Source organism: Janthinobacterium sp. PC23-8, assembly GCF_002250505.1.
Lineage (GTDB): Bacteria > Pseudomonadota > Gammaproteobacteria > Burkholderiales > Burkholderiaceae_D > Janthinobacterium.
In genome coordinates this window covers 429,594-455,789 of the sequence record NZ_NJGY01000003.1, presented here as the reverse complement: position 1 = coordinate 455,789, position 26,196 = coordinate 429,594, and the positions used below count along the sequence as shown (strand labels likewise).

Genomic DNA, 26,196 nt, shown 5'->3' with positions numbered 1-26,196 from the left:
AGGCGCAAGCCGTGGTCTGCTTGCGCCCTCATGACGGCGCGGCCTTACCTCACCTTGCCTTCTTTCCAGGCTTGCAGCAGTTTATCGTAGGCGATGGTCTCTCCTTTCGGTTTTTCATTGGCCAGCTTTTTCCATGGCGCGTGGCTGTCCGACAGATACTGGTTCGGGTCGCCCTTGGCGTTCAGCTTCGGCGCGCAGGCCTTCATGCCGGCCCGCTGCAGGCGCGACATGACCTGGTCCATTTCCTCGGCCAGGTTGTCCATCGCCGCCTGCGGCGTTTTTTCGCCGGTAATCGCGGTGGCCACGTTTTTCCACCACAGCTGCGCCAGCTTCGGATAATCGGGCACATTGTTGCCGGTCGGCGTCCAGGCGACGCGGGCCGGGCTGCGGTAGAACTCGATCAGGCCGCCGTATTCGTTGGCGTGCTTGGTGAAGTAATCGTGGCGGATATCGGAGTCGCGAATGAACGTCACGCCGACGATCGATTTTTTCAGCGACACGGTTTTGGAGGTGACGAATTGCGCGTACAGCCAGGCGGCGGCCTTGCGGTCGTCCGGCGTGGATTTGAACAGGAACCAGGAACCGACGTCCTGGTAGCCATTCTGCATGCCGTCTTTCCAGTACGGGCCGTGCGGCGACGGCGCCATGCGCCATTTCGGCGTGCCGTCCTTGTTCACCACCGGCAAGCCCGGTTTGACCATGCCGGCCGTAAACGCCGTGTACCAGAAAATCTGCTGGGCAATTTCACCCTGGGCCGGCACCGGGCCGGACTCCGAGAAATTCATGCCGTTCGCTTGCGGCGGCGCATATTTCTTCATCCAGTCGATATATTTGGTCAGCGCAAACACGGCCGCCGGCGAATTGGTGGCGCCGCCGCGCGACATCGACGCGCCCACGGGCGTGCACTTGTCGGGGGCCACCTTGATGCCCCATTCATCGATCGGCATGCCGTTCGGAATACCCTTGTCGGCGGCGCCAGCCATCGACAGCCAGGCATCGGTAAAGCGCCAGCCCAGCGACGGATCTTTCTTGCCGTAATCCATGTGGCCATACACCTTCTTGCCGTCGATTTCTTTCACATCGTTGGTAAAGAAGTCGGCGATATCTTCATAGGCGGACCAGTTCTGCGGCACGCCCAGCTCGTAGCCGTACTTGGCCTTGAACTTGGCCTGCAAGTCCTTGCGCGCAAACCAGTCGGCGCGGAACCAGTACAGATTGGCGAACTGCTGGTCGGGCAATTGATAGACCTTGCCGTCGGGCGCGGTGGTAAAGCTGATGCCGATAAAGTCTTTCAGGTCCAGGCCGGGGTTGGTGAACTCCTTGCCCTTGCCCGCCATATAGTCGGTCAGCGGCTCGACGGCGCCATAGCGGTAGTGGGTGCCGATCAGGTCGGAGTCGGAGATCCAGCCATCATAGATGCTCTTGCCCGACTGCATCGAGGTCTGCAGCTTTTCCACGACATCGCCTTCCTGGATGATGTCGTGGCGCACCTTGATGCCGGTGATTTCCTCGAAGGCCCGGGTCAGCGTCTTCGATTCGTAGACGTGGGTGTCGATGGTTTCCGACACCACGGAAATTTCCTTGATGCCCTTGGCTTTCAGCTTGGCTGCGGCGTCGATAAACCATTTCATTTCGTCGAGCTGCTGCTGCTTGCTCAGGCTCGATGGCTGGAATTCCTTGTCGATCCAGGTTTGCGCCTGCTTGACGTCGGCCAGCGCCGTGTTCGACAGCAACAAGGCGGCTGCCGCCGCAAAGACCGTGTACTTCAATTTCATCGTGATTCTCCTTTATAGTTGTCATCCGGCCAGTAGCACCAGCCAGTGCATTTATCTACGACTACTTCTACGACTTATCCCCAACGCATCACTACCAACAATAAAACAAAACTGATCGCCGCTCCTATGGTTTGTTGAAATTCGGTAAAACCGGCCCAGGCCAGGTTGACGTAGGCCGCCGCCAGCAGGCCGACGAACAGGCGGTCGCCGCGCGTGGTCGGCATCGGCAAAAAACCTTTTCGTTCGATGCTGGGCGAGCGGATCTGCCAGATCGTCATGCCGGCCAGCATCAGGCCGATGCAAATGAAGAAGATCGCCACCTCCGGCGTCCAGGCCATCCAGCCGAACAGGCCGACGGTGCTATCGCTATTGTTTTCCATCTCACACCCTCCCCATGGCAAAACCCTTGGCGATGTAATGCCGCACGAACCAGATCACCAGCGCGCCGGGCACGATGGTCAGCACGCCGGCCGCCGCCAGCACGCCCCAGTCCATGCCTGCCGCCGAGACCGTGCGCGTCATGGTGGCGGCAATCGGCTTGGCGTTGACCGACGTCAGGGTGCGCGCCAGCAGCAGTTCGACCCAGCTGAACATGAAGCAGAAGAAGGCCGTCACGCCCACGCCCGACTTAATCATCGGCAGGAAGATCTGGATAAAGAAGCGCGGAAAGCTGTAGCCGTCGATATACGCCGTCTCGTCGATTTCCTTGGGCACGCCCGACATGAAGCCTTCCAGTATCCACACGGCCAGCGGCACGTTGAACACCATGTGCGCCAGCGCCACGGCCAGGTGGGTGTCCATCAGTCCCACGGTCGAATACAGCTGGAAGAACGGCACCAGGAACACGGCCGGCGGCGTCATGCGGTTGGTCAGCAGCCAGAAGAACAGATGCTTGTCGCCAACAAAATTGTAGCGCGAAAAGGCATACGCGGCCGGCAAGGCGACTGTGACCGACATCACCATGTTCAGCGCCACATAGATCATCGAGTTGATATAGCCGCTGTACCAGGACGGGTCGGTAAAGATGGTGTGGTAGTTGGCAAACGTCAGTTGCTGCGGCCACAGGCTCAGCACGCCGACGATTTCCTCGTTGGTCTTGAGCGACATGTTCAGCATCCAGTAGATCGGCAACATGGAGGCGAACAAAAAGGCGACCAATACCAGGCTCTTGAGTTTATGCTGCATCATTTCTGGTCTCCCGTGCCAACACGTTGCATCCAGGTATAGAGCACAAAGCAGAACAGCAGGATGATCAGGAAGTAAATCAGCGAGAAGGCCGAGGCCGGCCCCAGGTCGAACTGCCCCACCGCTTTTTGCGTCAGGTATTGCGACAAAAAGGTGGTGGCATTGCCCGGCCCGCCGCCAGTCAGCACGAACGGCTCCGTGTAGATCATGAAGCTGTCCATGAAGCGCAGCAGCACGGCGATCATCAGCACATTGCGCAGTTTTGGCAGCTGGATATAGCGGAACACGGCCAGGCGCGAGGCGCCGTCGATGCGCGCCGCCTGGTAATAGGCGTCGGGAATCGCGCGCAGGCCCGCATAGCACAGCAGGGCCACCAGCGGCGTCCAGTGCCAGATATCCATCACCATCACGGTCAGCCAGGCGTCGAGCGAATTGCCGTTGTAGTTATAGTCTATGCCCAGCGCATTGAGGGTATAACCCATCAGCCCGATATCGCCGCGGCCGAAGATCTGCCAGATGGTGCCGACCACGTTCCAGGGGATCAACAGCGGCAGCGCGATCAGCACCAGGGCCAGCGAGGCTTTCCAGCCGTCGGCCGGCATGCACAGGGCGATCAAAATGCCCAGTGGAATCTGGATCGCCAGCACCGAGCCGGAAAACAGCAGCTGGCGCAGCAAGGCGCTGTGCAGGTCGCCGTCCTGCATCACCATGCGGAACCATTCGGTGCCGACAAAGACTTTTTGCGTGGGACTCAAAATATCCTGCACGGAATAATTAATCACCGTCATCAACGGCAAAATCGCGGAAAACGCCACGCACAGCAGCACGGGCAATATCAAAAACCAGGCACGGTTGTTATCGGTTTTCATTCAAGCCACCCGTTTGTCGTTAAGGTAGTACAAGGTACGCGCGCGTGCAAAGCGCAGCCGCACGCAGTCGCCCGCGCTGGCATCAATAGCGCGCAGCCTGGCCGCAACCGTCGCCTCGCCCAGCCGGAACTCGGCCAGGTAGTGCGTGCCCATATTGCGCACCGCCAGCACAGTGGCCGCCACGGTATCGTCGCCTGCCTGATCCATGGCCAGGCATTCGACAAACTCGGGCCGCACGCCCAGCGTGATTTTGCCCTGCGCGCCAGCGAGCGCCGCGCGCGCCGCCTCGGACAAGGCCAGCGCCTGCCCGGCCACCCGCGCCTGGCCGTCCTCTACCTTGCATTCCAGCAGATTCATGCCGGGGTTGCCGATAAAGTAGCCGACAAACGTGTGCTCGGGCGCTTCGAACAGCGCCTGCGCGCTGCCCGTCTGCACCACTTCGCCCTGGGTCATGACGACCACCTGGTCGGCAAAGGTCAGCGCTTCGACCTGGTCGTGGGTCACGTAGATCAGCGAGAGTTTCAGTTCGTGGTGGATTTCCTTGAGTTTGCGGCGCAGCAGCCATTTCAGGTGCGGATCGATCACCGTCAGCGGTTCGTCGAACAGCACGGCCGCCACGTCGGGGCGCACCAGGCCGCGGCCCAGCGAGATTTTTTGCTTGGCGTCCACCGACAGCCCGCTGGCGCGCATTTTCAGGTCGCCCGACAATTCCAGCATCTGCGCCACCTGCTGCACGCGCTTTTTCACCTCGGCTTCCTTCCAGCCGCGATTACGCAGTGGAAAAGCCAGGTTGTCGTGCACGGTCATGGTGTCGTAGATGACGGGGAACTGGAATACCTGCGCGATATTGCGCGCCTCGGTCGGCAGTTGCGTCACGTCCTTGCCGTCGAACAGCACCTTGCCGTGCGACGGTTTGACCAGGCCAGAAATTATATTGAGCAAGGTGGTCTTGCCGCAGCCGGACGGCCCCAGCAAGGCGTAGGCGCCGCCATCCTGCCAGCTCATGCTCATCGGCCGCAGCGCATAGTCGGTGGGTGCGCAAGGATGCGGTTTGTAGGCGTGCGCCAGGTCAACGAGTTCGATGCGCGCCATCTCAGGCACCTCCCTGTGGGGCGAACAACAGGGCGCCATCGGCGCCGAAGATCAGCAGTGATTGCGGCTGGCAATACAAGGTGCAGGCGCTGCCGATGTCCAGGTCGTGCACGCCAGCGAGCTGCGCCACCAGCGCCAGCGCGCCACGGCGCGCGTGGACATAGGTTTCCGAGCCGCTGATTTCGGCCAGGTCCACCTGCGCCGCGATCGCCAGGTCAGTGCCGGACTGCGGCGCCAGATGCAGGCTGTGGGCGCGCACGCCCAGGGTGACTTGCCGCTGGCCGGCCACGGCCGCCAGTTGCTGCGCGCTCAAGGCGATGGACAGGCCGTCGGCGGCCTGCGCCACGCCTTGCGCATCGAGTTGCGCGGCGATCAGGTTGATCGGCGGATCGCTGAAGGTGCGCGCCACGGCGATGCTGTTGGGCGCGTTGAAGACGTCGAGCGTGCGGCCCTGCTGCAGCAAGCGGCCTTCGTGCAGCACGGCTACATGGCCGCCCAGTTGCAGCGCTTCGAGCGGCTCGGTGGTGGCATAGACCACGGTAGTGCTGCCACTGGAAAACAGTTCCGTCAGCTCGCGCCGCAATTCCTCGCGCAGCTTGTAGTCGAGGTTGACCAGCGGCTCGTCGAGCAGCAGCAGGGACGCGTCCTTGATCAGCGCGCGTCCCAGCGCCGTGCGCTGCTGCTGGCCGCCCGACAATTCGCCGGGCCGGCGTTCCAGGTAGGGCGTGATATGCAGGCGCTCGGCCAGCGCCAGCACCTTGCTGCGGATCTGCGCTTCCGGCTCCTTGCGCAGGCGCAAGGGCGAGGCCATATTGTCGTAGACGGAAAACGCGGGGTAATTGATGAATTGCTGATAAACCATGGCCAGATTGCGCCGGCTGACGGGTACGCCCGTCACGTCCACGCCATCGGCCACCACCTTGCCGGCGGTGGGCTTGTCCAGCCCTGCCATCACGCGCATCAGGGTGGTCTTGCCGGCACGCGTAGTACCCAGCAGGACATTGATGGCGCCCGGCACCAGCGCCAGCGACATCGGATACAGATAAGTGTCAGCACCCTGCTGCTTGCTGATCTCGCTCAAATCAAGTTGCACGTCGTCTCCTCCAGATAGGGGTCGCCGCGCCCTCTGTCGGGGCATGGTCGTTTGCCGCTTGTTTCTGCTGCTTGCTGCTTGTTGCTATGCCGGATGCGTCTCCAGCCACGCATCGAGCGCCTGTTCCGACCCCGCCGGCAAATGCAGGCCCAGCTTGGAGCGCCGCCACAAGATGTCGGCCGCGCTGACGGCCCATTCATGATGCCGCAAATAATCGATTTCGGCCGCGTACAGCCCGCTGGCCACTTCCTCGCCCATCTGTGCCACACCGGTGCGCCCGTCGAGCAGCGCATGGATGCGCGTGCCATAGGCCCGTGCATAGCGCGCCACCAGTTGGGCCGGCAACCAGCCATATTGCCGCTGCAAGCCTTCGACAAAGGCGCCGAACCCGCTGACGGCGCGATTGTCGGGCAGCTTGCCGGCCACGTCGCCGCCAGGCAAACAGGCTTGCGCCGTCCATGGCCCTTTTTTGCTTTCAAGCAAGGGAGCAAGCAGGTCGACCGCTTCTTCGGCCAGCTTGCGGAAGGTGGTGATCTTGCCGCCGAAAATGCTCAGCAGCGGCGCGCCTTCACGGTCCAGCTCGAAACGGTAATCGCGCGTCACGGCCTTCGCTTGCGCCGACGCATCTTCGACCAGCGGGCGCACACCCGAATAGGTCCAGACCACGTCGGCAGGCACGATGGGCTTGCTGAAATAATAACTTGAAAGTTCGCACAAGTAACTGATTTCCGCATCATCGATCGCAACTTTCCCGCTGTCGCCCTGGTAATCGAGGTCGGTGGTGCCGATCAGGGTGAAATTGTGCTCGTAGGGAATCGTAAACACGATGCGCCCGTCATGGTGCTGGAAAATGTAGGCGTGATCGTGGTCAAACAGGCGCTTGACGACAATATGGCTGCCTTTGATGAGGCGCAAATTGCGGCCCTGGGCGGTGGGCGCCGCCTGGCGCAGGAAGTCGGCCGTCCACGGGCCGGTGGCGTTGACCACGCTGCGCGCGCGCACTTGCACGATGGCGCCGTCGCTGCGCTGCAAGCTGGCCTGCCAGTGATCGCCTTCGCGCGCCAGGCCGGTGCAACACGTGCGCGTCAGGACCGTGGCGCCCTTCTCGTGCGCGTCCATGGCGTTGAGCAGCACCAGGCGGGCGTCGTCGACCCAGCCGTCGGAATACACGAAGCCGCGCTTGAACTGCGGTTTCAGCGGTTTGCCGGCCGGGTGGTGCCGCAGGTCGATGCTGCTTGAGGCCGGCAACAGTTCGCGTTTGGCCAGCATATCGTACAAAAACAGGCCGGCGCGTATCAGCCAGGCCGGACGCTGGCCTTCGGCATGCGGCATCACGAAACGCAGCGGCCACATGATGTGGGGCGCCGAGCGCAACAGCACTTCGCGTTCGATCAGGGCCTTGCGTACCAGGCCGAATTCATAATATTCGAGGTAGCGCAGGCCACCGTGGATCAGCTTGGTCGAGGCCGACGAGGTATGCGAGGCCAGGTCATCTTTTTCGCATAACACCACCGACAGGCCGCGCCCCGCCGCATCGCGCGCGATGCCGGCGCCGTTGATACCGCCGCCAACGACCAGCAGATCGCATTCCATCACCGTGCTTGCCTGTGCTGCCACCATCAAAACTCCGTGTCGTTGTGATCAATAAAGATATAATTCGTATGCCAGATGAATAAGATTACGCCAAAATACGAACTCATGGCAACATATTTTCATCAGTATTTGTTCGTTTCTGTTCGCTTATAAGAAAGAATGCACCATGATCCTCAATCCACGCCAGCGTAGCCTGCTCGACGCCGTGCGCCAGCATCTGACCGTCTCGGTCGAAGAACTGGCCCAGCAATTGAAAGTGACGCCACAAACCGTGCGCCGCGACGTCAAGCAGATGGAGGAGGCGCGCCTGCTGGCGCGCTACCATGGCGGCGTCGGCCTGCCCTCGTCGGTGGAAAACATCGATTACAGCCAGCGCCAGATCCTGAACAGCGAAGCGAAGCGGCGCATCGCCGCCGCCGTCGCGCTGCAGGTGCCGCATGGCTGCTCCCTCTTGATCAATATCGGCACCACCACCGAAGAGGTGGCGCGCGCGCTGGGCCAGCACACGGGCTTGCATGTGGTGACCAACAACCTGAACGTGGCCGCCATCCTGGCCGACAATCCGGGCTGCGAAGTGATCGTCGCCGGCGGCGTGGTGCGCGGTCGCGACCGTGGCATCGTCGGCGAAGCGACGATCGACTTTATCCGCCAGTTCAAGGTCGATATCGGCATCATCGGCATTTCCAGCATCGACGAAGACGGCAGCCTGCGCGATTTTGACGCGCGCGAAGTGAAGGTGGCGCAAGCGATCATCGAGCAATCGCGCGAAGTGTGGCTGGTGGCCGACCAGCACAAGTTCGGCCGCAAAGCCCTGGTGCGCCTGGCCGACCTGGCCCAGATCGACATGCTGTTTACCGACGCGCCGCCGCCGGCGCAGTTTGCCCAGGTCCTGCGCGACGCGGCCGTCAAGCTGGTGGTGCCTGCCTGAGGTGCTTTACAAACAGGCAGGAGCGGCGTCGCAATGCGGCCATGTGTGGACAATCTCACTTAACAAGGTGAAATAGTTAGCAATACCAAAAAAATTCCTGTTACCATTGCTACAACATGAGTTGATTTTTTAATCTTTCCATCTAGCAACACTGTTTCCTGCTTGCCATGGTTGCCTGGTGCGGCGGAAAAGCGAAAGATCACTCATGGAGCGTGGCGCCCTGCGGCCTGCAAGCGCCACGATCCTGGCCGATGCGTCGCACAGTAAAGGAATACCGATGAACCATAATTTTGAACCGGCCGCCGTGCGGCCCGCCGCCTGCACTAGCTCTGCCAAGGGCGCCAGCGCCGCCAGCGTCAGCGAACTGGAAGCCCACCTGGGCTACTGGTTGCGCTTTGTCTCCAACCACGTCTCGCACAGCTTCCAGAAAAAAGCCGAAGCCAATGGCGTCACGGTGTCCGAATGGGTGGTGCTGCGCGAGATGTTCCGCCTCGGCTGCACTTCGCCGACCGTGCTGGCGCACGTGGCCGGCATGAGCAAGGGTGCCGTCTCGAAACTGATCGACCGCCTCGAAGGCAAGGGCATGGTCAGCAAATCGATTTTGCTGGCCGACCGCCGCCAGCACGCGATCGAGCTGACCAGCGAGGGCGAAGCGCTGGTGCCGGTACTGGCCGGCATGGCCGACCAGAACGACGAGGAATTTTTCGGCCAGTTGCCGCCGCAATTGCGCGAAAACCTGCTGGTGGCGATGAAGGAAGTGGCGCGCACGCATCAGCTCAAAAACGCCCCCTTGAACTAAACCTCGCCACCCATCAGCGCCACGCCATCGCGGCCCTGCCGCTTGGCCTGGTACAACGCCTGGTCCGCCAGGTCCAGCAGCTGTTCCGGCGTCGGTTCGCCGTCGCCGCTGATGGCAATGCCGATGCTGGTGGTGACCAGCAGCGGACCGCTGACCAGCGCGAACGGTGCGCGGATGGCGCCAACGATCTTGACGCCGATCTGGCGCACTTCGGCCGCGCTCCTGACGCCCTCGAAGACGATCACGAATTCGTCGCCCGCCAGGCGCGCCACCAGGTCGCTGGCGCGCACGCACTGCTGCAGGCGGCGGGCAAACTCCTTGAGCACTTCGTCGCCAGCCTGGTGGCCCAGGCTGTCATTGATCGCCTTGAAGCGGTCGATATCGAGGTAGGCCAGCGCCATCGGCGCGCCCGCCGCCTGGGCACGCGCCAGGCTTTGCGCCAGTTGCTCGTCGAAGCGGCGCCGGTTGGCGATGCCCGTCAGGGTATCGGTGGCGGCGGCGAACTGCAGCGCCGAGTGCGCCGCCTTGACCTTGGTGATTTCATGGATCAGGCCATAGACGCCGATCACCACCCCGCTGTCGTCGACGTGCGGCACATAATTGGTCTGGAAGGCGCGGCCATTGCCGGTGATGCCGGAACCATGATCGTCAAAGGTGAATTCATACTCGACTTCTTCGCCCGCAAACGCGCGCCGCAAATACCGTTCGCGCAGCCGGGAAGCCGCTTCGCCCAGCACCTCGTTGATCGAGCGCAGCATGCCGTCCCTGGCCGACACGCCGAACCATTTTTCAAACGTGGCGTTGATGAACTGGTAGCGATGGTCGCGGTCGATATACATGATCCCCACGGGCACGTGATCGGTCAGCAATTTCAAACGCCGTTCACTGTCGCGCGTCTGCGTCTCGGCCAGTTCGCGTTCGGCCACCAGGGTGTAGAAATCTCGGCTCAAGTCGCCGATCTCGTCGCGCCGTTCGATCTGCAGCGCGTCGATGCCGAGACGGTGGCGGCGGATCTGGTGGACCTGGCTGCGCAGGCGTTCGAGCGGGTGCAACAGGCGCAGCACCACGCGCCAGCCGGCCAGGCCCGCCAGCGCCGCCAGCATCAGGGCCGCCAGCAAGATCTTGCTGCGGATGGCGCGCAGCGGCGCAAATGCCTCGCGCGCGGGATAGATCGAAGCCAGTATCCAGCCGGTGCTGGCGATGCGGTGGTAGGCAAACAGGGCGTCTTCGCCAAAGCAGGTCTTGCCCGCCATCGCCCCCTGGAAACCTTGCATGGCGCTGAGCGTCGGCACGCTGGGCGCGCACTGCGCGCCGATATGCTGCATGATCAGCGACTTGTCGGGATGCTCGATGACGATGCCCTGTTCCGTCATGATGTACAGATGGCCGCCCGGCCCCGGCTTGAGGGTGTCGAGCCGGCCAAGAAAATCAGGCTGGCGCAAATTGACGCTGGCCGCCAGCACCAGCCGCACCTCGCCGTGCGCGTCGAACACGGGCTGGGTCACGACAACGATCGGCATGCCCGAAACGCTGCCTTGCAGCGGCTCGGAAATGACCGAGCGCTTCCGGGCCAGGGTCTGCATGAAATACGGGCGCTCCCTGACAGTGGCGCCGGGGCGCGGTTTGACCGGTCCCAGGCTGGCCAGCACGCCGCCATCGCGGTCAATCACGCCAGCGGTGAAAAATTCCTTGCCCAGCACCGTCTGCGCGGACAGGAAACGCTGCAAACCGGGCGCTCCCTGCACGTCCTGCGCCGCCAGGCTGTCGGCCATCACGCGCAGCACATTGCGCTTGGCGGTCAATTCCTCATCGATGAAGACGGCGGCACTGACCAGCGACGCATATTGCTGCTGGCCCGTCACGCCGCGCATGTCGCGTTCGGCCACGGCCAGGGTAGCGAGCGCCAGCAGCGCGACGGCGCCCAGCACCAGCAGGAAGACAACCACGCTCATGCGCGCCTTCAGGCTGGTGGGCAGGCTCGTGCTGATGCTCTTGCGTAGTCTCGTTGTCATGGAATCAGGGGTGCGGGACATGCTTGTGCTGCGCCCCTGCTATCGTCGTTGCCACTGCCCGCACATGCGCCGGCAGGCAAACTATGGTGTTGTTGCGCGATATGATACCAAATTGTCCACGCTTCTGTGCAATACGGGCGCACTTGCCACAGTGCCCTCCCGCCGGCTATCGGGCGTGAGGGCAGGCGCCGCTCAGGCGGCGCGCTCGGCCAGCGCTTCGGCCGCCACCACCGCAATCAGCTGGCGTATCTCCGGCACGCAGGAGCCGCAATTGCCGCCCGCCTTGACGCAGGCTGTCACCTGCGCAGTGCTTGTCAAATTATTATTTCGGATGGCGTCGCAGATGGTATTGCGGCCCACGCCAAAGCACGAGCACACGGTCGGGCCGGCGTCCGCGCCCTTGCTGATCGGCTGGCCCAGCAGCACGCCGGCCCGATCGGCGGCATCGAGCTGTTCGTGCGCGAACAGGCCGGCCAGCCAGGCGCGCGACGGCAGGTCCGGGCGCGGCGACACATACACGCATTGCGCGATGCGGCCGTCCATCAGGTGCACGGCGCGATACACCCCGGCGCTGGCGTCCGCATAATCGAGCCAGTCGGCGTCAAGGTCCGTCACGCCCAGCAGGCCGCGCGCCCAGCCGGCCAGGTCGTCGATCCGATTGCGCCCGGCCAGTTCATAGCGCAGGAACTGCTCGCCCTGCACGCGCGTCCAGTGCGCCACACCGTCGAGCGCCAACGGCGTGCGGCTCAGCACGAACGCATGCCAGTGCACGCGGAACTGCTCGATGCGGATCGGCGTGTGCTTGAATTCGGGTTCGCCCGAGACCGGATCGACCACCGGATTGACGACCGCGCCCACGCGCGCGTCCGACGCATTGGCGTCGCTCCAGTGGATCGGCACGAAGACCTGGCCGCGCGCGATGCCGCCGCCATGCACCACGCGCGCCACCATCGCGCCCCAGCGGCTGGAAATGCGCGCCAGCTCGCCTTCGCGCACGCTGTACAGCAGCGCATCCTGCGGGTGGATGTCGATAAAAGACTCGGCGATATGGCCGGACAATTTCGCCGCCTTGCCGGTGCGCGTCATGGTATGCCACTGGTCGCGCACCCTGCCCGTGTTCAGGACCAGCGGAAAATCCTCGTCCGGCAGCTTGTGCGGCGCGCGCGGCGCGACAGGTATAAAACGTGCGCGCCCGTCAGGATGGGCGAAGCGGCCGTCGCCGAACAATCGCGCCTGGCCCTCGGGCCATTGCTGCGGCAGCAAAGCATCGTATTGCGCGGCACTGAGCGCCGCCAGGTGCGACAGATTGAACAGCCGCGCCGTCTCGCCCTCGTTGCGAAACGCGGACAGCCGTGCGTGTTCATCGAAAATCGCCTGCGGCGTGGCGAAATCAAAACCGTCATAGCCCATGCGCGTGGCCACCTCGCACAGCACGCGCCAGTCGGCGCGCGCTTCGCCCGGTGCCGGCAAAAAGGCGCGCTGGCGCGAGATGCGGCGCTCGGAATTGGTCACCGTGCCGTCCTTTTCGCCCCAGCCCAGGGCCGGCAGCAGCACGTCGGCATAGTCATTGGTATCGGCTTGCGCGCTGATATCGGACACCACCACCAGCTCGCATTGATCGAGCGCACGGCGCACCTGGTCGGCGTCGGGCATGCTCACCAGAGGATTGGTGGCGATGATCCACACGGCTTTCACGGTGCCAGCCTCGATGGCCCGGAACAGGTCGACCGCTTTCAGGCCCGGTTTGTCCGCGATGCGCGGCGCATCCCAGAACGTTTGCACCGCCTCGCGGTGTGCCGGTTTGTCGAGGTCCAGATGCGCCGCCAGCATATTGGCCAGGCCGCCCACTTCGCGCCCGCCCATGGCGTTGGGCTGGCCCGTCAGCGAGAACGGCCCCATGCCTGGCTGGCCGATGCGCCCCGTCGCCAGGTGGCAGTTGATGATGCTGTTGACCTTGTCGGTGCCGCTCGAGGACTGATTCACGCCCTGCGAAAAGGCCGTGACGACCTTGCGCGTGGCGGCGAAATCGCAGTAAAAACCGAGCAGCGCCTGCGGGTCGACCTTGCAGATTTTCGCCACCTGCAGCGGATCTGAACAGTCGACATGGGCGGTGGCCAGCGCCTCGTCGAGGCCCAGACTGTGCTGCGTGACGAAGTCGCCGGCGATCACGCCTTCGCTGGCCAGGTAGCACAGCAGGCCGTTGAACAGCCAGACGTCGGTGCCCGGCTTAACGGGCAGGTGCAGGTCGGCCAGCTCGCAGGTGGCCGTGCGGCGCGGGTCGATCACCACCAGTTTCAAGTCTGGCCGGCTTTCCTTGAGGCGCGCGATGCGCTGGAACAGGATCGGATGGCACCAGGCCGTATTCGAGCCCACCAGCACCACCATGTCGGCCAGTTCCAGGTCTTCATAGCAGCCCGGCACGATGTCTTCGCCGAACGCGCGCTTGTGGCCGGCCACCGCCGACGACATGCACAGGCGCGAATTGGTGTCGATATTGGCGCTGCCGACATAGCCCTTGATGAATTTGTTGGCGATGTAATAGTCTTCCGTCAGCAGCTGGCCCGAGACATACAGCGCCACCGCATCGGGGCCGTGTTCATCGATGATGGCGCGCAGGCCGCCGGCGACCCTGTCGAGCGCATCGTCCCAGGATACGCGCGCCAGCGCGCCGCCCTCGCCGTCCAGGCGCACCTGCGGATGCAGCAGGCGCTGGTCGAGATCGACGGTATCGCCCAGCGCCGAGCCCTTGACGCACAAGCGGCCCAGGTTGGCCGGGTGGCTGGCGTCGCCGGCGATGCGGATGGCGCCGTCGGGCAGGCGCGTCGCTTCGACGCCGCAGCCGACGCCGCAATACGGGCAGGTGGTTTTCACGGGCATGCTGGTGGTCATGGTGCGGTCCTGTTCTGCAGTGTCAGGCGGCCTGGCCGCACAGCGCCTGGCCAAACAAAAGGTGGGTACGCAGGCGGCTGATGTCGCTGCGCTTCTGGATCAGGTCAAAATACCACGGGCCGTCCTGCACGTCGCCATACAGCACGGCGCCGGCCAGGCGGTTGCCCTGCACCACCAGGCGCTTGTAGATGCCGCGGCGCGGATCACGCAGCACCAGGTCTTCGCTGCCTTCACCGCCGATGATGTCGCCAGCCGAATACAGGTCGATACCCGTCACTTTGAGTTTCGTCGCGCTGGCCTGCTGCACATAGCGGCGGTGGCCGGCGCCGGCCAGGTGGGCGCCGCACACGCGCGCCTGCTCCCAGATCGGCGCCACCAGGCCGAACGTGGCGCGCCGGTGCTGCACGCATTCACCGACAGCATACACGCGCGGATCATAGCTTTGCAGGCAATCGTCGACGACGATGGCGCGCTCGCAGTGCAGGCCGGCGTCTTTCGCCAGCGTGATATTGGGCCGCACGCCGGCCGTCATCACCACCAGGTCGGCCGGAATACTGCTTCCGTCAAGAAAGCGCACGCCCTGCACGCGCTCGGCGCCGAGAATTTCCGCCGTCTGCGCTTCCATCAGAAACCGCAGTCCGCGCGCCTCAAGCGCCGTTTTCAGCAGCATCGAGGCCGGCGCGTCGAGCTGCTGGTTCATCAGGCTGCCGCTCATGTGCACCACAGTGACATCCATGCCCTGGCGCTGCAGGCCGTTGGCCGCTTCCAGTCCCAGCAGGCCGCCGCCGATCACCACCGCATGGCGGTGCTCGCGCGCCGCGCGCAGCATGGTGTCGACGTCGTCGATATCGCGAAAGCCGATCACGCCGGGCAGCTCGTGGCCCGGCACCGGCACGATAAAGGGGGTGGAACCGGTCGCCAGCAGCAGCCGGTCATAGGCGACCTTGACGCCCGACAGCGATTGCACGGTGCGCGCCTTGCGGTCGATGCGCACCACCGGGTCGCCCGCGTGCAGGGTGATGCCGTGTTGCACATACCACTGGCGCGTGTGCAGCATGATGTCGTCCACCGTCTTTTCGCCGGCCAGCACGGGCGAGAGCAAGATGCGGTTGTAATTGCCGTGCGGCTCGGCGCCGAACACGGTGATGTCGTACAGGTCCGGCGCAAGCTTCAACAGCTCTTCCACCGTGCGCATGCCGGCCATGCCGTTGCCGACCACCACCAGGGACGGACGATTGGGCGCCTTGGCTGGCGTGTTCACAGCGCCACCCACACCATGCCGCCAAACACGCGCGTCGGCCAGGCCGCCACCGAGTGTTCGGGCGCTTCGATGCACTCGCCCGTGTGCAGATCGAAATGCTGCTTGTAGATCGGCGAGGCCACCACGATGCGCTCCCCCAAACTGCCCACCAGCCCGCGTGACAGCACCGAAGCGCCCGCGTTCGGGTCGACATTATCGATGGCGAAGACCTGCGCGCTGGCGTCGCCGACGCGGAACACGGCCACATGGCGGCCCTTGAGCAAGGCACAGACGCCGGTGTCGGGCACGATATCGTCGAGCTGGCAGATGGCCATCCAGTTGTCGGCGGTAACGCCGGAAAGTTCGTTAATCGCGTTCATGAATCAAGCCTCCACGGCAAGGATGGGGATCACGGTACTGCGGCGTTCGACCTCGGTGGCCGGGCGGATCTGGCCGCGCTCTTCGACGAACACCACGTTTTCATCGTGCTGGTCACTGTTGACGAAATGGCGGAAACGCTGGCGCACTTGCGGGTCGTTGACGGCCATCTTCCACTCGCAGGCATAGGTGTCGACCACGTGCTGCATGTCCGCTTCGAGTTCCTGCGCCAGCCCCAGGCTGTCGTCGATGATCACGCGCCTGAGGTAATCGAGGCCGCCTTCGAGGTTGTCGCGCCACACGCTGGTGCGCTGCAGGCGGTCGGCCGTGCGTACATAGAACATCAAAAAGCGGTCGACATAGCGCACCAGGGTGGCTTCATCGAGATCGGAGGCGATCAGTTCGGCGTGGCGCGGCTTCATGCCGCCATTGCCGCACACGTACAGGTTCCAGCCTTTTTCGGTGGCGATCAGGCCGATGTCCTTGCCTTGCGCCTCGGCGCATTCGCGGGTGCAGCCCGAGACGCCAAACTTGATCTTGTGCGGCGTGCGCAGGCCCTTGTAGCGGTTTTCCAGTTGGATAGCAAAGCCGACGCTGTCGGCCACGCCATAGCGGCACCAGGTCGAGCCGACGCACGATTTGACGGTGCGCAGCGACTTGCCATAGGCATGGCCCGACTCGAATCCGGCGGCGATCAGCTCCTCCCAGATGGCCGGCAACTGGTCGACGCGCGCGCCGAACAGGTCGACCCGCTGACCACCCGTGATCTTGGTGTACAAGCCATATTTTTTTGCCACCGTGCCCACCGCAATCAGGCCATCGGCCGTCACTTCGCCGCCGGCCATGCGCGGCACCACGGAATAGGTGCCGTCCTTCTGGATATTGCCCAGAAAATAGTCGTTGCTGTCCTGCAGGCTGGCGTGCACGGGCGTCAACACGAAATCGTTCCAGCACGAAGCCAGGATATTGGCCGCCAGCGGTTTGCACACGTCGCAACCGAGGCCGTGGCCGTGGGCCGCCAGCAGCTCGCCAAAGCTGCGGATCTTGCCGACCCGCACCAGGTGGTGCAACTCCTGGCGCGTATAGGCAAAGTGTTCGCAGACATGGTTGTTGACCGCCATGCCCTGCTTTTTCATTTCGGCCTTCATGATTTGCGTCACCAGCGGCACGCAGCCGCCGCAGGCGGTGCCGGCTTTGGTACAGGATTTCAACGCACCGATGGTGGTGGCGCCATCGGCCACGGCCGCGCACAGCGCGCCTTTCGACACGTCATTGCACGAGCAGATCTGCGCGCCATCGGGCAAGGCGTCCACGCCCAGGCCGGCCTTTTGCTGGCCGTCGGCCTGCGGCAGGATCAAAAACTCGGGCGACTCGGGCAGCTCGATTTTATTGAGCATCATCTGCAGCAGCGTGCCGTATTCGCTGGCGTCGCCCACCATCACGCCGCCGAGCAGGTATTTGCCGCAGTCGGAGACGACGATCTTCTTGTAGATCTGCTTGCGCTCGTCCATGAACTGGTAGGAGCGGCTGCCCGGCGCGTGGCCGTGCGGGTCGCCCAGGCTGGCCACGTCCACGCCCATCAGTTTCAGCTTGGTGCTCATGTCGGCGCCCTTGAACGACGCTTCACCCTCTTCCTGCAGCACATGGCGCGCGCAAATGCGCGCCATTTCATAGCCGGGCGCCACCAGGCCGAAAATCAGGCCGCCCCACAGCGCGCATTCGCCGATGGCGTAGATATCGGGGTCCGACGTGACGCAGCTGTCGTCGATGGCGATGCCGCCGCGCGGCCCCACTTCCAGGCCGCAGGCGCGCGCCAGTTCGTCGCGCGGACGGATGCCGGCGGAAAAGACGATCATGTCTGTTTCCAGATGGCTGCCGTCGGCAAACTGCATGCGGTGGGTGGCCGCTTCGCCGTCAACGATGGCCAGCGTGTTTTTTTGCGTGTGGACGGTCACGCCCAGCTCTTCGATCTTGCGGCGCAACACGCGCGCGCCGCCTTCGTCGACCTGCACCGCCATCAGGCGCGGCGCGAACTCCACCACGTGGGTGTCGAGTTTCAGGTCGCGCAGCGCTTTCGCGCATTCCAGGCCCAAAAGCCCGCCGCCGATCACCACGCCGGTTCTGGACTTGCCGCCCCAGGCCAGCATGGCTTCCAGGTCTTCGATGGTGCGGTAGACGAAGCAGCCATCGCGCTCCTTGCCCGGCAGCGGCGGCACGAACGGGGTCGACCCGGTGGCGAACACCAGCTTGTCGTAGGGCAGGATCTCGCCGCTGCTGACGGTAACGGTTTTTGCCGCACGGTCAACGGCGATGGCGCGCGCATTCAATTTCAGCGCCACATTGCCCCGCTCGAAAAAGCCGGGCGCCACCAGCGACAGGTCTTGCGCCGATTTGCCACTGAAAAACTCCGACAGGTGCACACGGTCATAGGCGGGGCGCGGCTCTTCGCACAAGACGGTGACGGACAGGCGGGTGTTGTTCTCCAGCGCCAGGCGTTCGAGGAATTTATGCCCGACCATGCCATGGCCCAGGACGACGATTTTCAGGGGGTTGCTCATCATATTCTCCTCAGGCCGCAGCCATCTTCGATTCGGCCGCGCTGCTCGTAAAACGCACCGCGATGGCGCACAGGGCCGACACCACCACCAGCACGCTCAGGATGATGAGCGTCTGGCCGATGTCGCCGGTGCCCTTCATCAGGAAACCGGCGGCCACCGCGCCGACATTGCCGCCGGCGCCGATAATGCCGGCCACGCCGCCCAGAGCCTTGCTGTCGATAAAGGGCACCAATGCATAGGTGGCGCCGCAAGCCATGTGGGTAAACAGGCCGAACACCAGCATGGCGATCACGGCCCAGGTGACGCTGTCGACCTTGGCAAACCACAGCAGGCCCACGCCTTCGCCGATCATCAACATGAACAGCAGGGTGACGCGGCTGTTGAGGTTGCCGCGCAGCGCCAGCTTGTCGGAGAGCCAGCCGCCCAAAGCGCGGGCAAACAGCGCCAGCAGGCCAAAACTGCCGGCGGCCAGGCCGGCGGACTTCAGGGACAGGCCGAAATGGTCGACGTAATAGACGGCGGCGATATTATGGATAAAGATTTCGATGCCGAAGCAGGCGCCGTAGGTGACGAACAACAGCCACACGCGGTAGTTGCCGCTGGCGGCCTTGAAGCTGTCCCAGCCACCCTTTTTTCCTCCTTCGATGGCGATGCCGGCCTTGCGCATGTCCGAGTAATTGCCTTGCGGGCAGTCCTGCGTAAAGCGCCAGTAGAGGGCGGCCATCACCAGCATCAGCACGCCCGGCACCAGCAGCGCCATGCGCCAGCCCATCGACTCGGACACGCCCAGCATCACCAATACGCCCAGCAACAGCGGCATCAGCGCCTGCGCCGCGCCACCGCCCGCATTGCCCCAGCCGGCGGCGGCGGCATTGGCCGTGCCGACCACGCGCGGCGCGAACATCACCGAGGTGTGGTATTGGGTGATGACAAAACTCGCACCCACCGCGCCGATGCCGAGGCGGAAGAACAGGAAGCTTTCATAGCTTTGCGAGGCAGCCACGCCCAGCACGGGAATGGCGCCCAGCAGCAGCAGGCCGGTATAGGTCTTGCGCGGGCCGTAGCGGTCGCACATGGGGCCGACGATCAGGCGTACCAGGATGGTGATGGCGACGGCCGCAATATTGATATTGGCCACTTGCGCCAGCGACAGGCCGAACTCGCCCTTGATGATGGGCATCAGCGGCGCGCAGGCGAACCAGGCGAAAAAACAGACGAAAAACGCCATCCATGTCAGATGGAAGACGCGCATGGGTGGTGTGGCGAGGGAGAAGAGCGCGATGCTGGTAGCTTTGCTGGCCATGATGGTTCCCGAAGTATCCCGTTAGAAAAACAAAAACGGCGCCCGCTCACACCGATCACAAAATCAGTTTGAGCGGACGCCGTTGTCCATGGTGGTCCGTCGTTGGACCGTTGTTTGTTCAGGGGATCGCCGTTGATCCGTATCTATCCATTAGCAAACGCCGTGCCAGCTTTTTATGGGGCGGCACAGGGGCTGGCGCGTCAAATAATGGCTGTTTGCGCCCGAGCATGGTTTATCGCGGTGCAGCATTGCCACTTCGTGGTGCGCGAAGGGAACCGAAACATGGCAAAGCTTGTCCAATCACTATCGAAGTCACCGATGCGGAGGCGATCATGCCTGGACGATGGCGGCAAGTGTTCGGCAGCCTGGCGTGTCTGCTGGTCTTTGACGTGTCAGCGCGGGCGGCGGAACCGAAAGAGCACAGCGAGCTGGAAGCAACCGTGGCTGCGCCGTTCCGGGCCGCGCCGGCGCAGCGCCGCACGCAGGCGCGCACCTTTGTCGTGCAGCTCGATCACCGCGATAACGCCAGCACGCACAGCGTCGACTGGCGCTTGACCCTGTCCGGTCCCGGTCCCGGTTCAGGCGCCCAAGGGCCGTTGCAGCGCAGCTGGTCGGGGCGGCAGCGGCTCGATGGCGGCAGCGCCACGGTGCGCCTGCACTGGGATGGCCGTGGCAACCATCGCCGCCCGGCGCCGCAAGGCTTGTACACATTGCGCCTGGTGGCCGGCAGCGGTGAAGATGCGGTGGAGCAGCAATGGCAGATCGCCGTCGAGCGTGGCGTCCCCGACGCGCCGCGCCTGATGGCGATGGCGCCGCCGCCAGCGCTGGACAGCACCTCGCCGTACCGCATCGTCTACGCCAACCTGCACAGCCAGACCAGCCACAGCGACGGTGGCGCCGCGCTCGATGCCTGCAAGGGCGCGCAGGAGCCGCAATCGGCGCCCCACGGCCCGCTGGACGCCTACCGCTACGCGCAGGAGCATGGACTGGACGTGCTGATGGCCTCCGAGCACAACCACATGTATGACGGCTCCGACGGCACCAATGCGGCGGCCAGGCCGCTTGACGCCATCACCCTGTACCACGACGGTCTGGCGGCAGCAGCAGCCTATACGGCCGCACATCCCGGCTTCCTGGCCCTGTATGGCATGGAATGGGGCGTGATCAACAAGGGCGGCCATCTGAATATATTCAACAGCGATCAGTTGCTGGGCTGGGAAAGAAATGGCCAGGGCGAGCTGCTGGCTGACATCGACACGCCGAAAGGCGATTATGCAGGCCTCTACACCCTGATGCGCGAGCGCGGCTGGCTGGGCCAGTTCAACCACCCTGCCCGCTCGGGCCAGTTCCTGGTGGGCGGCGAAGCGCTGGGCTACACGCCCGATGGCGACGCGGCCATGGTCTTGTGCGAAGTGATGAACACCTCGGCCTTTTCCACCAACGACCTGGAAACGGAAAACCGGCGCAGCAATTTCGAAGCGGCCTGCAACCGCGCCCTCGCCGCCGGCTACCACCTGGCCTTCAGCAGCAACCAGGACAACCACTGCGCCAACTGGGGCGCCGCGTATGGCAACCGCAGCGCCATCCTGGTCAAACGCGACGTCCCCCTGTCGCGCGACAGCGTGTTCGAGGCCCTGCGCGCGCGGCGCGTGTTCGCCACCATGGACAAGCACGCACAGCTGATCTTCACGGCCAACGGCAGGATGATGGGCGAGCGCTTTGATAATCTTGGTCCCTTGCGGCTGGCGGTGGGCTTCAGCAACGCGCGCGGGCGCCAGCCGGCGGCGATCACCATCTTCCAGGGCGTCCCGGGCGCCAATGGCAGCGTCACCGCGCTGTCGGACCAGGCCAGAGTCGACTTCACGCCTGCGCCCGGCCCGCACTTCTACTATGCGCGCGTGACCCAGGACGATGGCAATCTCGTCTGGTCGGCGCCGGTATGGGTTGATCAGCTGCCCTGAGTAGCCACGGGTGGATCGGCCATCAGTTCGACCACCCAGTCGATAAATACGCGCAGCTTCTTGCTGACATGGCGGTTCGGCGGATAGGCGAGGAACAAAGGCATGGCGTCGACGGTCCAGCCGTCGAACAGCGGCACAAGCTCGCCCGCAGCCACAGGCAGCCTGGCCATATAGTCGGGCAGCCACAGCACGCCCAGCCCCGCCACCCCGGCCGCGAGATACGCGTTGCCGTCGTCAATCGACAGCACATGCTGGCCATCGATGTTGACGCTCTTTCCCTCGCGATGCATCACATACGGAAAGCCATTGCCAGCGCGCGCCCAGCGAAAGCGCACGATGCGGTGCGCGCTGTTTTGCAAGTCGAGCGGATGCAGCGGCGTGCCCACCCGTTCCAGGTAGCCGGGCGCCGCATACACGCCCAGTGGCAAGTCGGCCAGCTTGCGCGCCATCAGCGACTGATCACTGAGTTCCCCGCCGCGTATCACGCAATCGACATTGTCGGCGATCACGTCGACCATGCGGTCGCTGGCGCCCATGTCGAGCACGATATCGGGATACAGCGCATGAAAGCGCGGCAGCGCCGGCACCAGCAGCAAGGCGGCCAGCGGGCTGGGCACGTCCACCCGCAACTGCCCACGCGGCAGCGCAGCCGCCTGCGGCAAGCTCGTTTCGATTTCTTCCAGCGTATCGAGCACCTGCACGATGCGCTCGTAATAGGCGGCGCCATCGGCCGTGACATGGACCTTGCGCGTGGTGCGGTTCAGCAGTTTCAGGCGCAGCCGCGCTTCGAGCTGCTGCACCAGCTGCGTTACCGTGGTGCGGCTCATGTGCAAGGTCGTGGCCGCCCTTGTAAAACTGCCGGTCTCGACCACGCGCACGAAGGCCTGCATCGCATCAAACCTGTCCATAGATCCCTTTGCCACTTGATTGTTTGGATTATACAAACAGTGCAGGCGATTCTGGCCGCTTTATCGGCAGGCAATTGACAGCTACAGTGTTCTCCAGGCAGCAACTTGGCTGCAACAACAAAGGAACCGTGATGAAACGCGACGTCGTATTCCCCCCGGGCCGCCAGGCCCTGTATGAAAAGAACCGCTATTCGCCCGCCGTGCGCGCCAACGGCCTGCTGTTTGTCTCCGGCCAGGTCGGCAGCCGCGACGATGGTTCGCCAGAACCGGAGCTGGGCGCCCAGGTCCGGCGCGCCTTCGACAACCTGAACGCCATTCTTGCCGCCGCCGGCTGCACCTTCGACGACGTGCAGGACGTGACCATCTTTATCGTCAACCCGGAGGCCAACTTCCAGCGTATCTGGGATATCGTGCAGGCCGACCATTGGGGCGTGGCGCCGCATCCGACCGTGACGGCGGTGGGCGTGACGTGGCTGTATGGCTTTGACTTCGAGATCAAGGTGGTGGCAAGGCTGCCGGAGGCCTGACACACTGTGGTACAGGCCGCAGATTCTGCGGCCGTCTTCCATTGCAGCAAACAATATTGGAAAAGCATGGCTTTTGCCGACCAAGTGCCTGCTGCCTCTGGTTCCTTGAAGCAATCCATGGCAACATGGCTGCGCCGTTTTGACAAGCAACGCGCAACAACCGATCATGTCAAGGAACCCTGTCCATGTCTTTTTATCGCAAATTTGCCGGCAGCATGCTGCTCGGCATGGCCGCAGCGGGCGTCGCCCATGCGCAAGCGCCTGATGCCGCCGCCGCTTCCCATCCCCCGACCGATCCCCTGCAATGGCTGGAAGACGTGGCCGGCGACAAGCCGATGGACTGGGTGCGCCAGCACAATGCCGTCAGCCTGAAGGAACTGGAAGGCAAGAGCTCGTTCCCGGCGCTGCAGGCGCGCCTGAAAACCATCCTCAACTCGAAGGAACGCATTGCCTATGTGAGCAAGGAAGGCGAGTATTACTATAATTTCTGGCGCGACGCCCAGCATGTGCGCGGCATCTGGCGCCGCACCACGCTGGCGCAGTTCCAGCTGCCTGACCCGGCCTGGGAAACCGTGATCGACCTCGACCAGCTGTCCGCCAGCGAGAACGAGAACTGGGTCTGGGGCGGCGCGTCCTGCCTGTATCCGAAAGGCGAACGCTGCCTCATTTCGCTGTCGCGCGGCGGCGGCGACGCCAAGGTGGTGCGCGAATACGACGTGAGCAAGCGCGCTTTCGTGGCGGACGGCTTCACCCTGCTTGAAGCAAAAAGCAACGCCAGCTGGATCAACGACGACACGCTGTTCGTCTCCACCGATTTCGGCCCCGGCTCGATGACCAGCTCGGGCTACCCGCGCATCATCAAGGAATGGAAGCGCGGCACGCCCCTGGAGCAGGCCAAAACCCTGTATGAAGCCAAGGCCACCGACATGAGCGCCGGCGCCTACAAGGATTTCACGCCCGGCCATGAATACCAGTTCGTCGAGCGCCAGATCGATTTCTACAGCGGCGAGCTGTTCCTGCGCGAAGGCGACAGCCTGAACAAGGTGCCGAAACCGGACGACGCCACCGCCTTTACCGTGCGCGACCAGTTGGTGATCAATCTGCGTTCGGACTGGAAAGTCAACGGCAAGACCTACCCGCAAGGCGCCCTGCTGGCCACCGATTTCAAGTCCTTCATGCAGGGCAGGCAGCAATTCGAGGTGCTGTTCGCGCCGACCGCCACCACCTCGCTCGACAATGTATCGGCGACCAAATCGGCGATCTTGCTGACCACCCTCGACAAGGTCAAGAACCGCCTGACGGAACTGCGCCATGTCAACGGCACATGGCAGCGCCGCGCGGTCGACGCGCCCAAGCTGGGCACCCTGGCCGCCAGCCCGCTCGACCCGGTCGACTCGGACCAGTATTTCCTCACCGTGACCGACTTCCTGACCCCCACCACGCTGTACCTGGCCACCGCCGGCAGCGATGCGCGCACGAAGATCAAGTCTCTGCCCGCCTATTTCGACGCCAGGCCCTACAAGGTGGAACAGTTCGAATCGACCTCGAAAGATGGCACCAAAGTGCCGTATTTCGTCATCATGAACAAGCAGATCAGATACGACGCCAAGAACCCCACCGTGCTGTATGGTTATGGCGGCTTTGAAGTTTCGCTCAAGCCCAGCTACAGCAGCATTACCGGCACGGCGTGGCTCAGCCAGGGCGGCGTGTATGTGCTGGCCAATATCCGCGGCGGCGGCGAATTCGGCCCGCGCTGGCACCAGGCGGCGTTAAAAGAACACCGCCAGAAGGCCTACGACGACTTCATCTCGGTGGCGCAGGACCTGATCAGGCGCAAGCTGACCAGCCCGCGCCACCTGGGCATCATGGGCGGCAGCAATGGCGGCCTGCTGGTGGGCGCCGTGCTGACGCAGCGGCCGGACCTGTTCAACGCCGTGGTCAGCCAGGTGCCGCTGCTCGACATGCGCCGCTATAACAAGCTGCTGGCGGGCGCCTCGTGGATGGGCGAGTATGGCGACCCGGACGTGCCGGAACAATGGGCGTATATCAGCAAGTACTCGCCCTACCAGAACGTGTTCAGGGATAAAAAATATCCGCGCGTGTTCTTTACCACCTCGACGCGCGACGACCGGGTCCACCCCGGCCACGCACGCAAGATGGTGGCCAAAATGGAAGAGCAGGGCCACGACGTGCTGTACTGGGAAAATACGGAAGGCGGCCATGCGGGCGCCGCCAACAACGACCAGCAGGCGCTGATGTGGGCGCTGACCTATACCTTCCTGCAGGGTCAGTTGAAGTAAGCGCGGACTACTTGCTGGCCTGGGCGCTGGGGCGCTCGGCGATGCGGTCGCGCCAGGCTTGCAGATGTTGCAGGCCTTCCGCGCCGGGCCGGTATTTCATCAGGCCGCGCGCGAATTCCAGCGCGCAAAACGCCGTGATATCGGCGATGGTAAAGCGCGCGCCGGCCACGTAGGGCTGGCGCGCCAGCACCTGGTCCAGCCATAGCGCCGTTTCGCGCATTTTCAGGCCCTGGGCCGCGCCAAAGTCCGGGAACTGCGGGTTTTCCAGCACTGCCAGCGCCGGATGGCTGTGGCGCACGCAGTTGGCCACGCCCAGGAACAGATGCAGTTCCACCCGCCGGTCGGCCATTTCAATAAAAGCGCGTTCCTCGAAGCCCTCGCCCATCAGGTTCGGCTCCGGCTGCAGCCCTTCCAGATACGTGCAGATGGCGCGCGTTTCGGCCAGCACGCGCCCGTCGGGCAACACCAGGGCCGGCACCCTGCCCATCGGATTCTTTTCCAGAAAACCCGGATCGCGGTGCTGGCCGGCCATCAGGTCGAGCGATATTTCCTCGATCCCTGCAATACCTTTTTCGGCAATGAACATGGTCACGCGGCGCGGGTTCGGCGTGCGGGGGCTGACATACAGTTTCATGAGGGTCTCCGTGTGGTTATGGATGTGGATTACGGCTGTTATCTTATCAGCCGTTGCAGGCAGCGGCGTTTGACTTTGCTGCGGTTTACAACTAGATTGCTGGGCGGGAATGCTGACCACGCCATGCCGACGCCAGCGCACCCGCACTCAAT

General features: G+C 63.6%; 20 protein-coding genes. 5 read left to right on the top strand and 15 right to left on the bottom strand.

All coding sequences use genetic code 11. The annotated features are described in order from the left end of the window. Positions 1 to 44: 44 nt before the first annotated feature. From CD932_RS21560 to glpD, 7 genes are all read right to left on the bottom strand, one after another. The gene (locus tag CD932_RS21560; protein WP_094444840.1) at positions 45 to 1,775 is read right to left on the bottom strand and encodes an ABC transporter substrate-binding protein; all 1,731 of its coding nucleotides are present in this window, start codon (positions 1,773 to 1,775) and stop codon (positions 45 to 47) included. Positions 1,776 to 1,849: 74 nt separating this feature from the next. Next, the gene (locus CD932_RS21555; protein ID WP_094445312.1) at positions 1,850 to 2,125 is read right to left on the bottom strand and encodes a DUF2160 domain-containing protein; all 276 of its coding nucleotides are present in this window, start codon (positions 2,123 to 2,125) and stop codon (positions 1,850 to 1,852) included. 31 nt (positions 2,126 to 2,156) lie between these two features. Then, a complete protein-coding gene (locus CD932_RS21550) occupies positions 2,157 to 2,960 on the bottom strand; it encodes a carbohydrate ABC transporter permease (protein ID WP_094445311.1) in 804 nt (267 codons plus the stop codon). Then, positions 2,960 to 3,829, bottom strand: coding sequence for a carbohydrate ABC transporter permease (locus tag CD932_RS21545; protein WP_094444839.1), 870 nt, complete (start codon positions 3,827 to 3,829; stop codon positions 2,960 to 2,962). The genes CD932_RS21550 and CD932_RS21545 overlap by 1 nt, the downstream gene beginning before the upstream one ends. Next, positions 3,830 to 4,921, bottom strand: a complete 1,092-nt coding sequence (locus CD932_RS21540) for an ABC transporter ATP-binding protein (protein ID WP_094444838.1) — start codon at positions 4,919 to 4,921, stop codon at positions 3,830 to 3,832. A 1-nt stretch (position 4,922) separates the two neighbouring features. Continuing rightward, the gene (locus CD932_RS21535; RefSeq protein WP_254926705.1) at positions 4,923 to 6,014 is read right to left on the bottom strand and encodes an ABC transporter ATP-binding protein; all 1,092 of its coding nucleotides are present in this window, start codon (positions 6,012 to 6,014) and stop codon (positions 4,923 to 4,925) included. 84 nt (positions 6,015 to 6,098) lie between these two features. Beyond that, entirely contained in the window at positions 6,099 to 7,634 is a 1,536-nt protein-coding gene (glpD, locus tag CD932_RS21530; protein WP_254926704.1) for a glycerol-3-phosphate dehydrogenase, read from the bottom strand. Positions 7,635 to 7,773: 139 nt separating this feature from the next. On the opposite strand from glpD, the gene CD932_RS21525 reads away from it, so the two are divergent. Continuing rightward, positions 7,774 to 8,535, top strand: a complete 762-nt coding sequence (locus CD932_RS21525; RefSeq protein WP_176461086.1) for a DeoR/GlpR family DNA-binding transcription regulator — start codon at positions 7,774 to 7,776, stop codon at positions 8,533 to 8,535. A gap of 277 nt (positions 8,536 to 8,812) precedes the next feature. Next, positions 8,813 to 9,334 carry a MarR family winged helix-turn-helix transcriptional regulator gene (locus CD932_RS21520; protein WP_094444835.1) on the top strand — a complete coding sequence of 174 codons (522 nt, stop codon included), beginning with the start codon at positions 8,813 to 8,815 and terminating at the stop codon, positions 9,332 to 9,334. Here CD932_RS21520 and CD932_RS21515 read toward each other — a convergent pair. The 6 genes from CD932_RS21515 to CD932_RS21490 all read right to left on the bottom strand — a co-directional run bounded on the left by CD932_RS21515 (position 9,331) and on the right by CD932_RS21490 (position 19,714). After that, a complete protein-coding gene (locus tag CD932_RS21515) occupies positions 9,331 to 11,367 on the bottom strand; it encodes a diguanylate cyclase (RefSeq protein WP_094444834.1) in 2,037 nt (678 codons plus the stop codon). The genes CD932_RS21520 and CD932_RS21515 overlap by 4 nt on opposite strands. A gap of 171 nt (positions 11,368 to 11,538) precedes the next feature. Beyond that, positions 11,539 to 14,235, bottom strand: coding sequence for a nitrate reductase (locus CD932_RS21510; protein WP_254926703.1), 2,697 nt, complete (start codon positions 14,233 to 14,235; stop codon positions 11,539 to 11,541). Positions 14,236 to 14,257: 22 nt separating this feature from the next. Further along, the gene (locus tag CD932_RS21505) at positions 14,258 to 15,496 is read right to left on the bottom strand and encodes an NAD(P)/FAD-dependent oxidoreductase (protein ID WP_254926702.1); all 1,239 of its coding nucleotides are present in this window, start codon (positions 15,494 to 15,496) and stop codon (positions 14,258 to 14,260) included. Beyond that, a complete protein-coding gene (nirD, locus tag CD932_RS21500) occupies positions 15,493 to 15,855 on the bottom strand; it encodes a nitrite reductase small subunit NirD (RefSeq protein WP_094444833.1) in 363 nt (120 codons plus the stop codon). The genes CD932_RS21505 and nirD overlap by 4 nt, the downstream gene beginning before the upstream one ends. A gap of 3 nt (positions 15,856 to 15,858) precedes the next feature. After that, positions 15,859 to 18,399, bottom strand: a complete 2,541-nt coding sequence (nirB, locus tag CD932_RS21495) for a nitrite reductase large subunit NirB (RefSeq protein WP_303396101.1) — start codon at positions 18,397 to 18,399, stop codon at positions 15,859 to 15,861. 22 nt (positions 18,400 to 18,421) lie between these two features. Beyond that, entirely contained in the window at positions 18,422 to 19,714 is a 1,293-nt protein-coding gene (locus CD932_RS21490; protein ID WP_094444831.1) for an MFS transporter, read from the bottom strand. Positions 19,715 to 20,046: 332 nt separating this feature from the next. Here CD932_RS21490 and CD932_RS21485 point away from each other — a divergent pair, with 332 nt between their 5' ends. Continuing rightward, positions 20,047 to 21,675, top strand: coding sequence for a CehA/McbA family metallohydrolase (locus CD932_RS21485; RefSeq protein ID WP_094444830.1), 1,629 nt, complete (start codon positions 20,047 to 20,049; stop codon positions 21,673 to 21,675). Here the strand turns inward: CD932_RS21485 and CD932_RS21480 are convergent. Beyond that, positions 21,663 to 22,583, bottom strand: a complete 921-nt coding sequence (locus CD932_RS21480) for a LysR family transcriptional regulator (protein ID WP_094444829.1) — start codon at positions 22,581 to 22,583, stop codon at positions 21,663 to 21,665. The two genes, CD932_RS21485 and CD932_RS21480, sit on opposite strands and share 13 nt — an antisense overlap. 128 nt (positions 22,584 to 22,711) lie before the next feature. Between CD932_RS21480 and CD932_RS21475 the strand changes: the two genes are divergently transcribed. Next, positions 22,712 to 23,110, top strand: coding sequence for a RidA family protein (locus tag CD932_RS21475; protein WP_094445307.1), 399 nt, complete (start codon positions 22,712 to 22,714; stop codon positions 23,108 to 23,110). A gap of 185 nt (positions 23,111 to 23,295) precedes the next feature. Continuing rightward, positions 23,296 to 25,410, top strand: coding sequence for a prolyl oligopeptidase family protein (locus tag CD932_RS21470; RefSeq protein ID WP_176461085.1), 2,115 nt, complete (start codon positions 23,296 to 23,298; stop codon positions 25,408 to 25,410). Between the two features lie 7 nt (positions 25,411 to 25,417). On the opposite strand, the gene CD932_RS21465 is transcribed toward CD932_RS21470, so the two are convergent. Further along, on the bottom strand, positions 25,418 to 26,044 hold the full coding sequence (locus CD932_RS21465) for a glutathione S-transferase family protein (RefSeq protein WP_094444828.1): 627 nt from the start codon (positions 26,042 to 26,044) through the stop codon (positions 25,418 to 25,420). Positions 26,045 to 26,196: the final 152 nt, after the last annotated feature.

Bases quoted from the DNA above. Each gene is read 5' to 3' on its own strand.
- CD932_RS21560 (WP_094444840.1), bottom strand. From the start codon at position 1,775: ATGAAATTGAAGTACACGGTCTTTGCGGCGGCAGCCGCCTTGTTGCTG.
- CD932_RS21550 (WP_094445311.1), bottom strand. From the start codon at position 2,960: ATGCAGCATAAACTCAAGAGCCTGGTATTGGTCGCCTTTTTGTTCGCC.
- CD932_RS21545 (WP_094444839.1), bottom strand. From the start codon at position 3,829: ATGAAAACCGATAACAACCGTGCCTGGTTTTTGATATTGCCCGTGCTG.
- CD932_RS21540 (WP_094444838.1), bottom strand. From the start codon at position 4,921: ATGGCGCGCATCGAACTCGTTGACCTGGCGCACGCCTACAAACCGCAT.
- glpD (WP_254926704.1), bottom strand. From the start codon at position 7,634: ATGGTGGCAGCACAGGCAAGCACGGTGATGGAATGCGATCTGCTGGTC.
- CD932_RS21525 (WP_176461086.1), top strand. From the start codon at position 7,774: ATGATCCTCAATCCACGCCAGCGTAGCCTGCTCGACGCCGTGCGCCAG.
- CD932_RS21520 (WP_094444835.1), top strand. From the start codon at position 8,813: ATGAACCATAATTTTGAACCGGCCGCCGTGCGGCCCGCCGCCTGCACT.
- CD932_RS21515 (WP_094444834.1), bottom strand. From the start codon at position 11,367: ATGTCCCGCACCCCTGATTCCATGACAACGAGACTACGCAAGAGCATC.
- CD932_RS21510 (WP_254926703.1), bottom strand. From the start codon at position 14,235: ATGACCACCAGCATGCCCGTGAAAACCACCTGCCCGTATTGCGGCGTC.
- nirD (WP_094444833.1), bottom strand. From the start codon at position 15,855: ATGAACGCGATTAACGAACTTTCCGGCGTTACCGCCGACAACTGGATG.
- CD932_RS21490 (WP_094444831.1), bottom strand. From the start codon at position 19,714: ATGGCCAGCAAAGCTACCAGCATCGCGCTCTTCTCCCTCGCCACACCA.
- CD932_RS21485 (WP_094444830.1), top strand. From the start codon at position 20,047: ATGCCTGGACGATGGCGGCAAGTGTTCGGCAGCCTGGCGTGTCTGCTG.
- CD932_RS21480 (WP_094444829.1), bottom strand. From the start codon at position 22,583: ATGGACAGGTTTGATGCGATGCAGGCCTTCGTGCGCGTGGTCGAGACC.
- CD932_RS21470 (WP_176461085.1), top strand. From the start codon at position 23,296: ATGTCTTTTTATCGCAAATTTGCCGGCAGCATGCTGCTCGGCATGGCC.
- CD932_RS21465 (WP_094444828.1), bottom strand. From the start codon at position 26,044: ATGAAACTGTATGTCAGCCCCCGCACGCCGAACCCGCGCCGCGTGACC.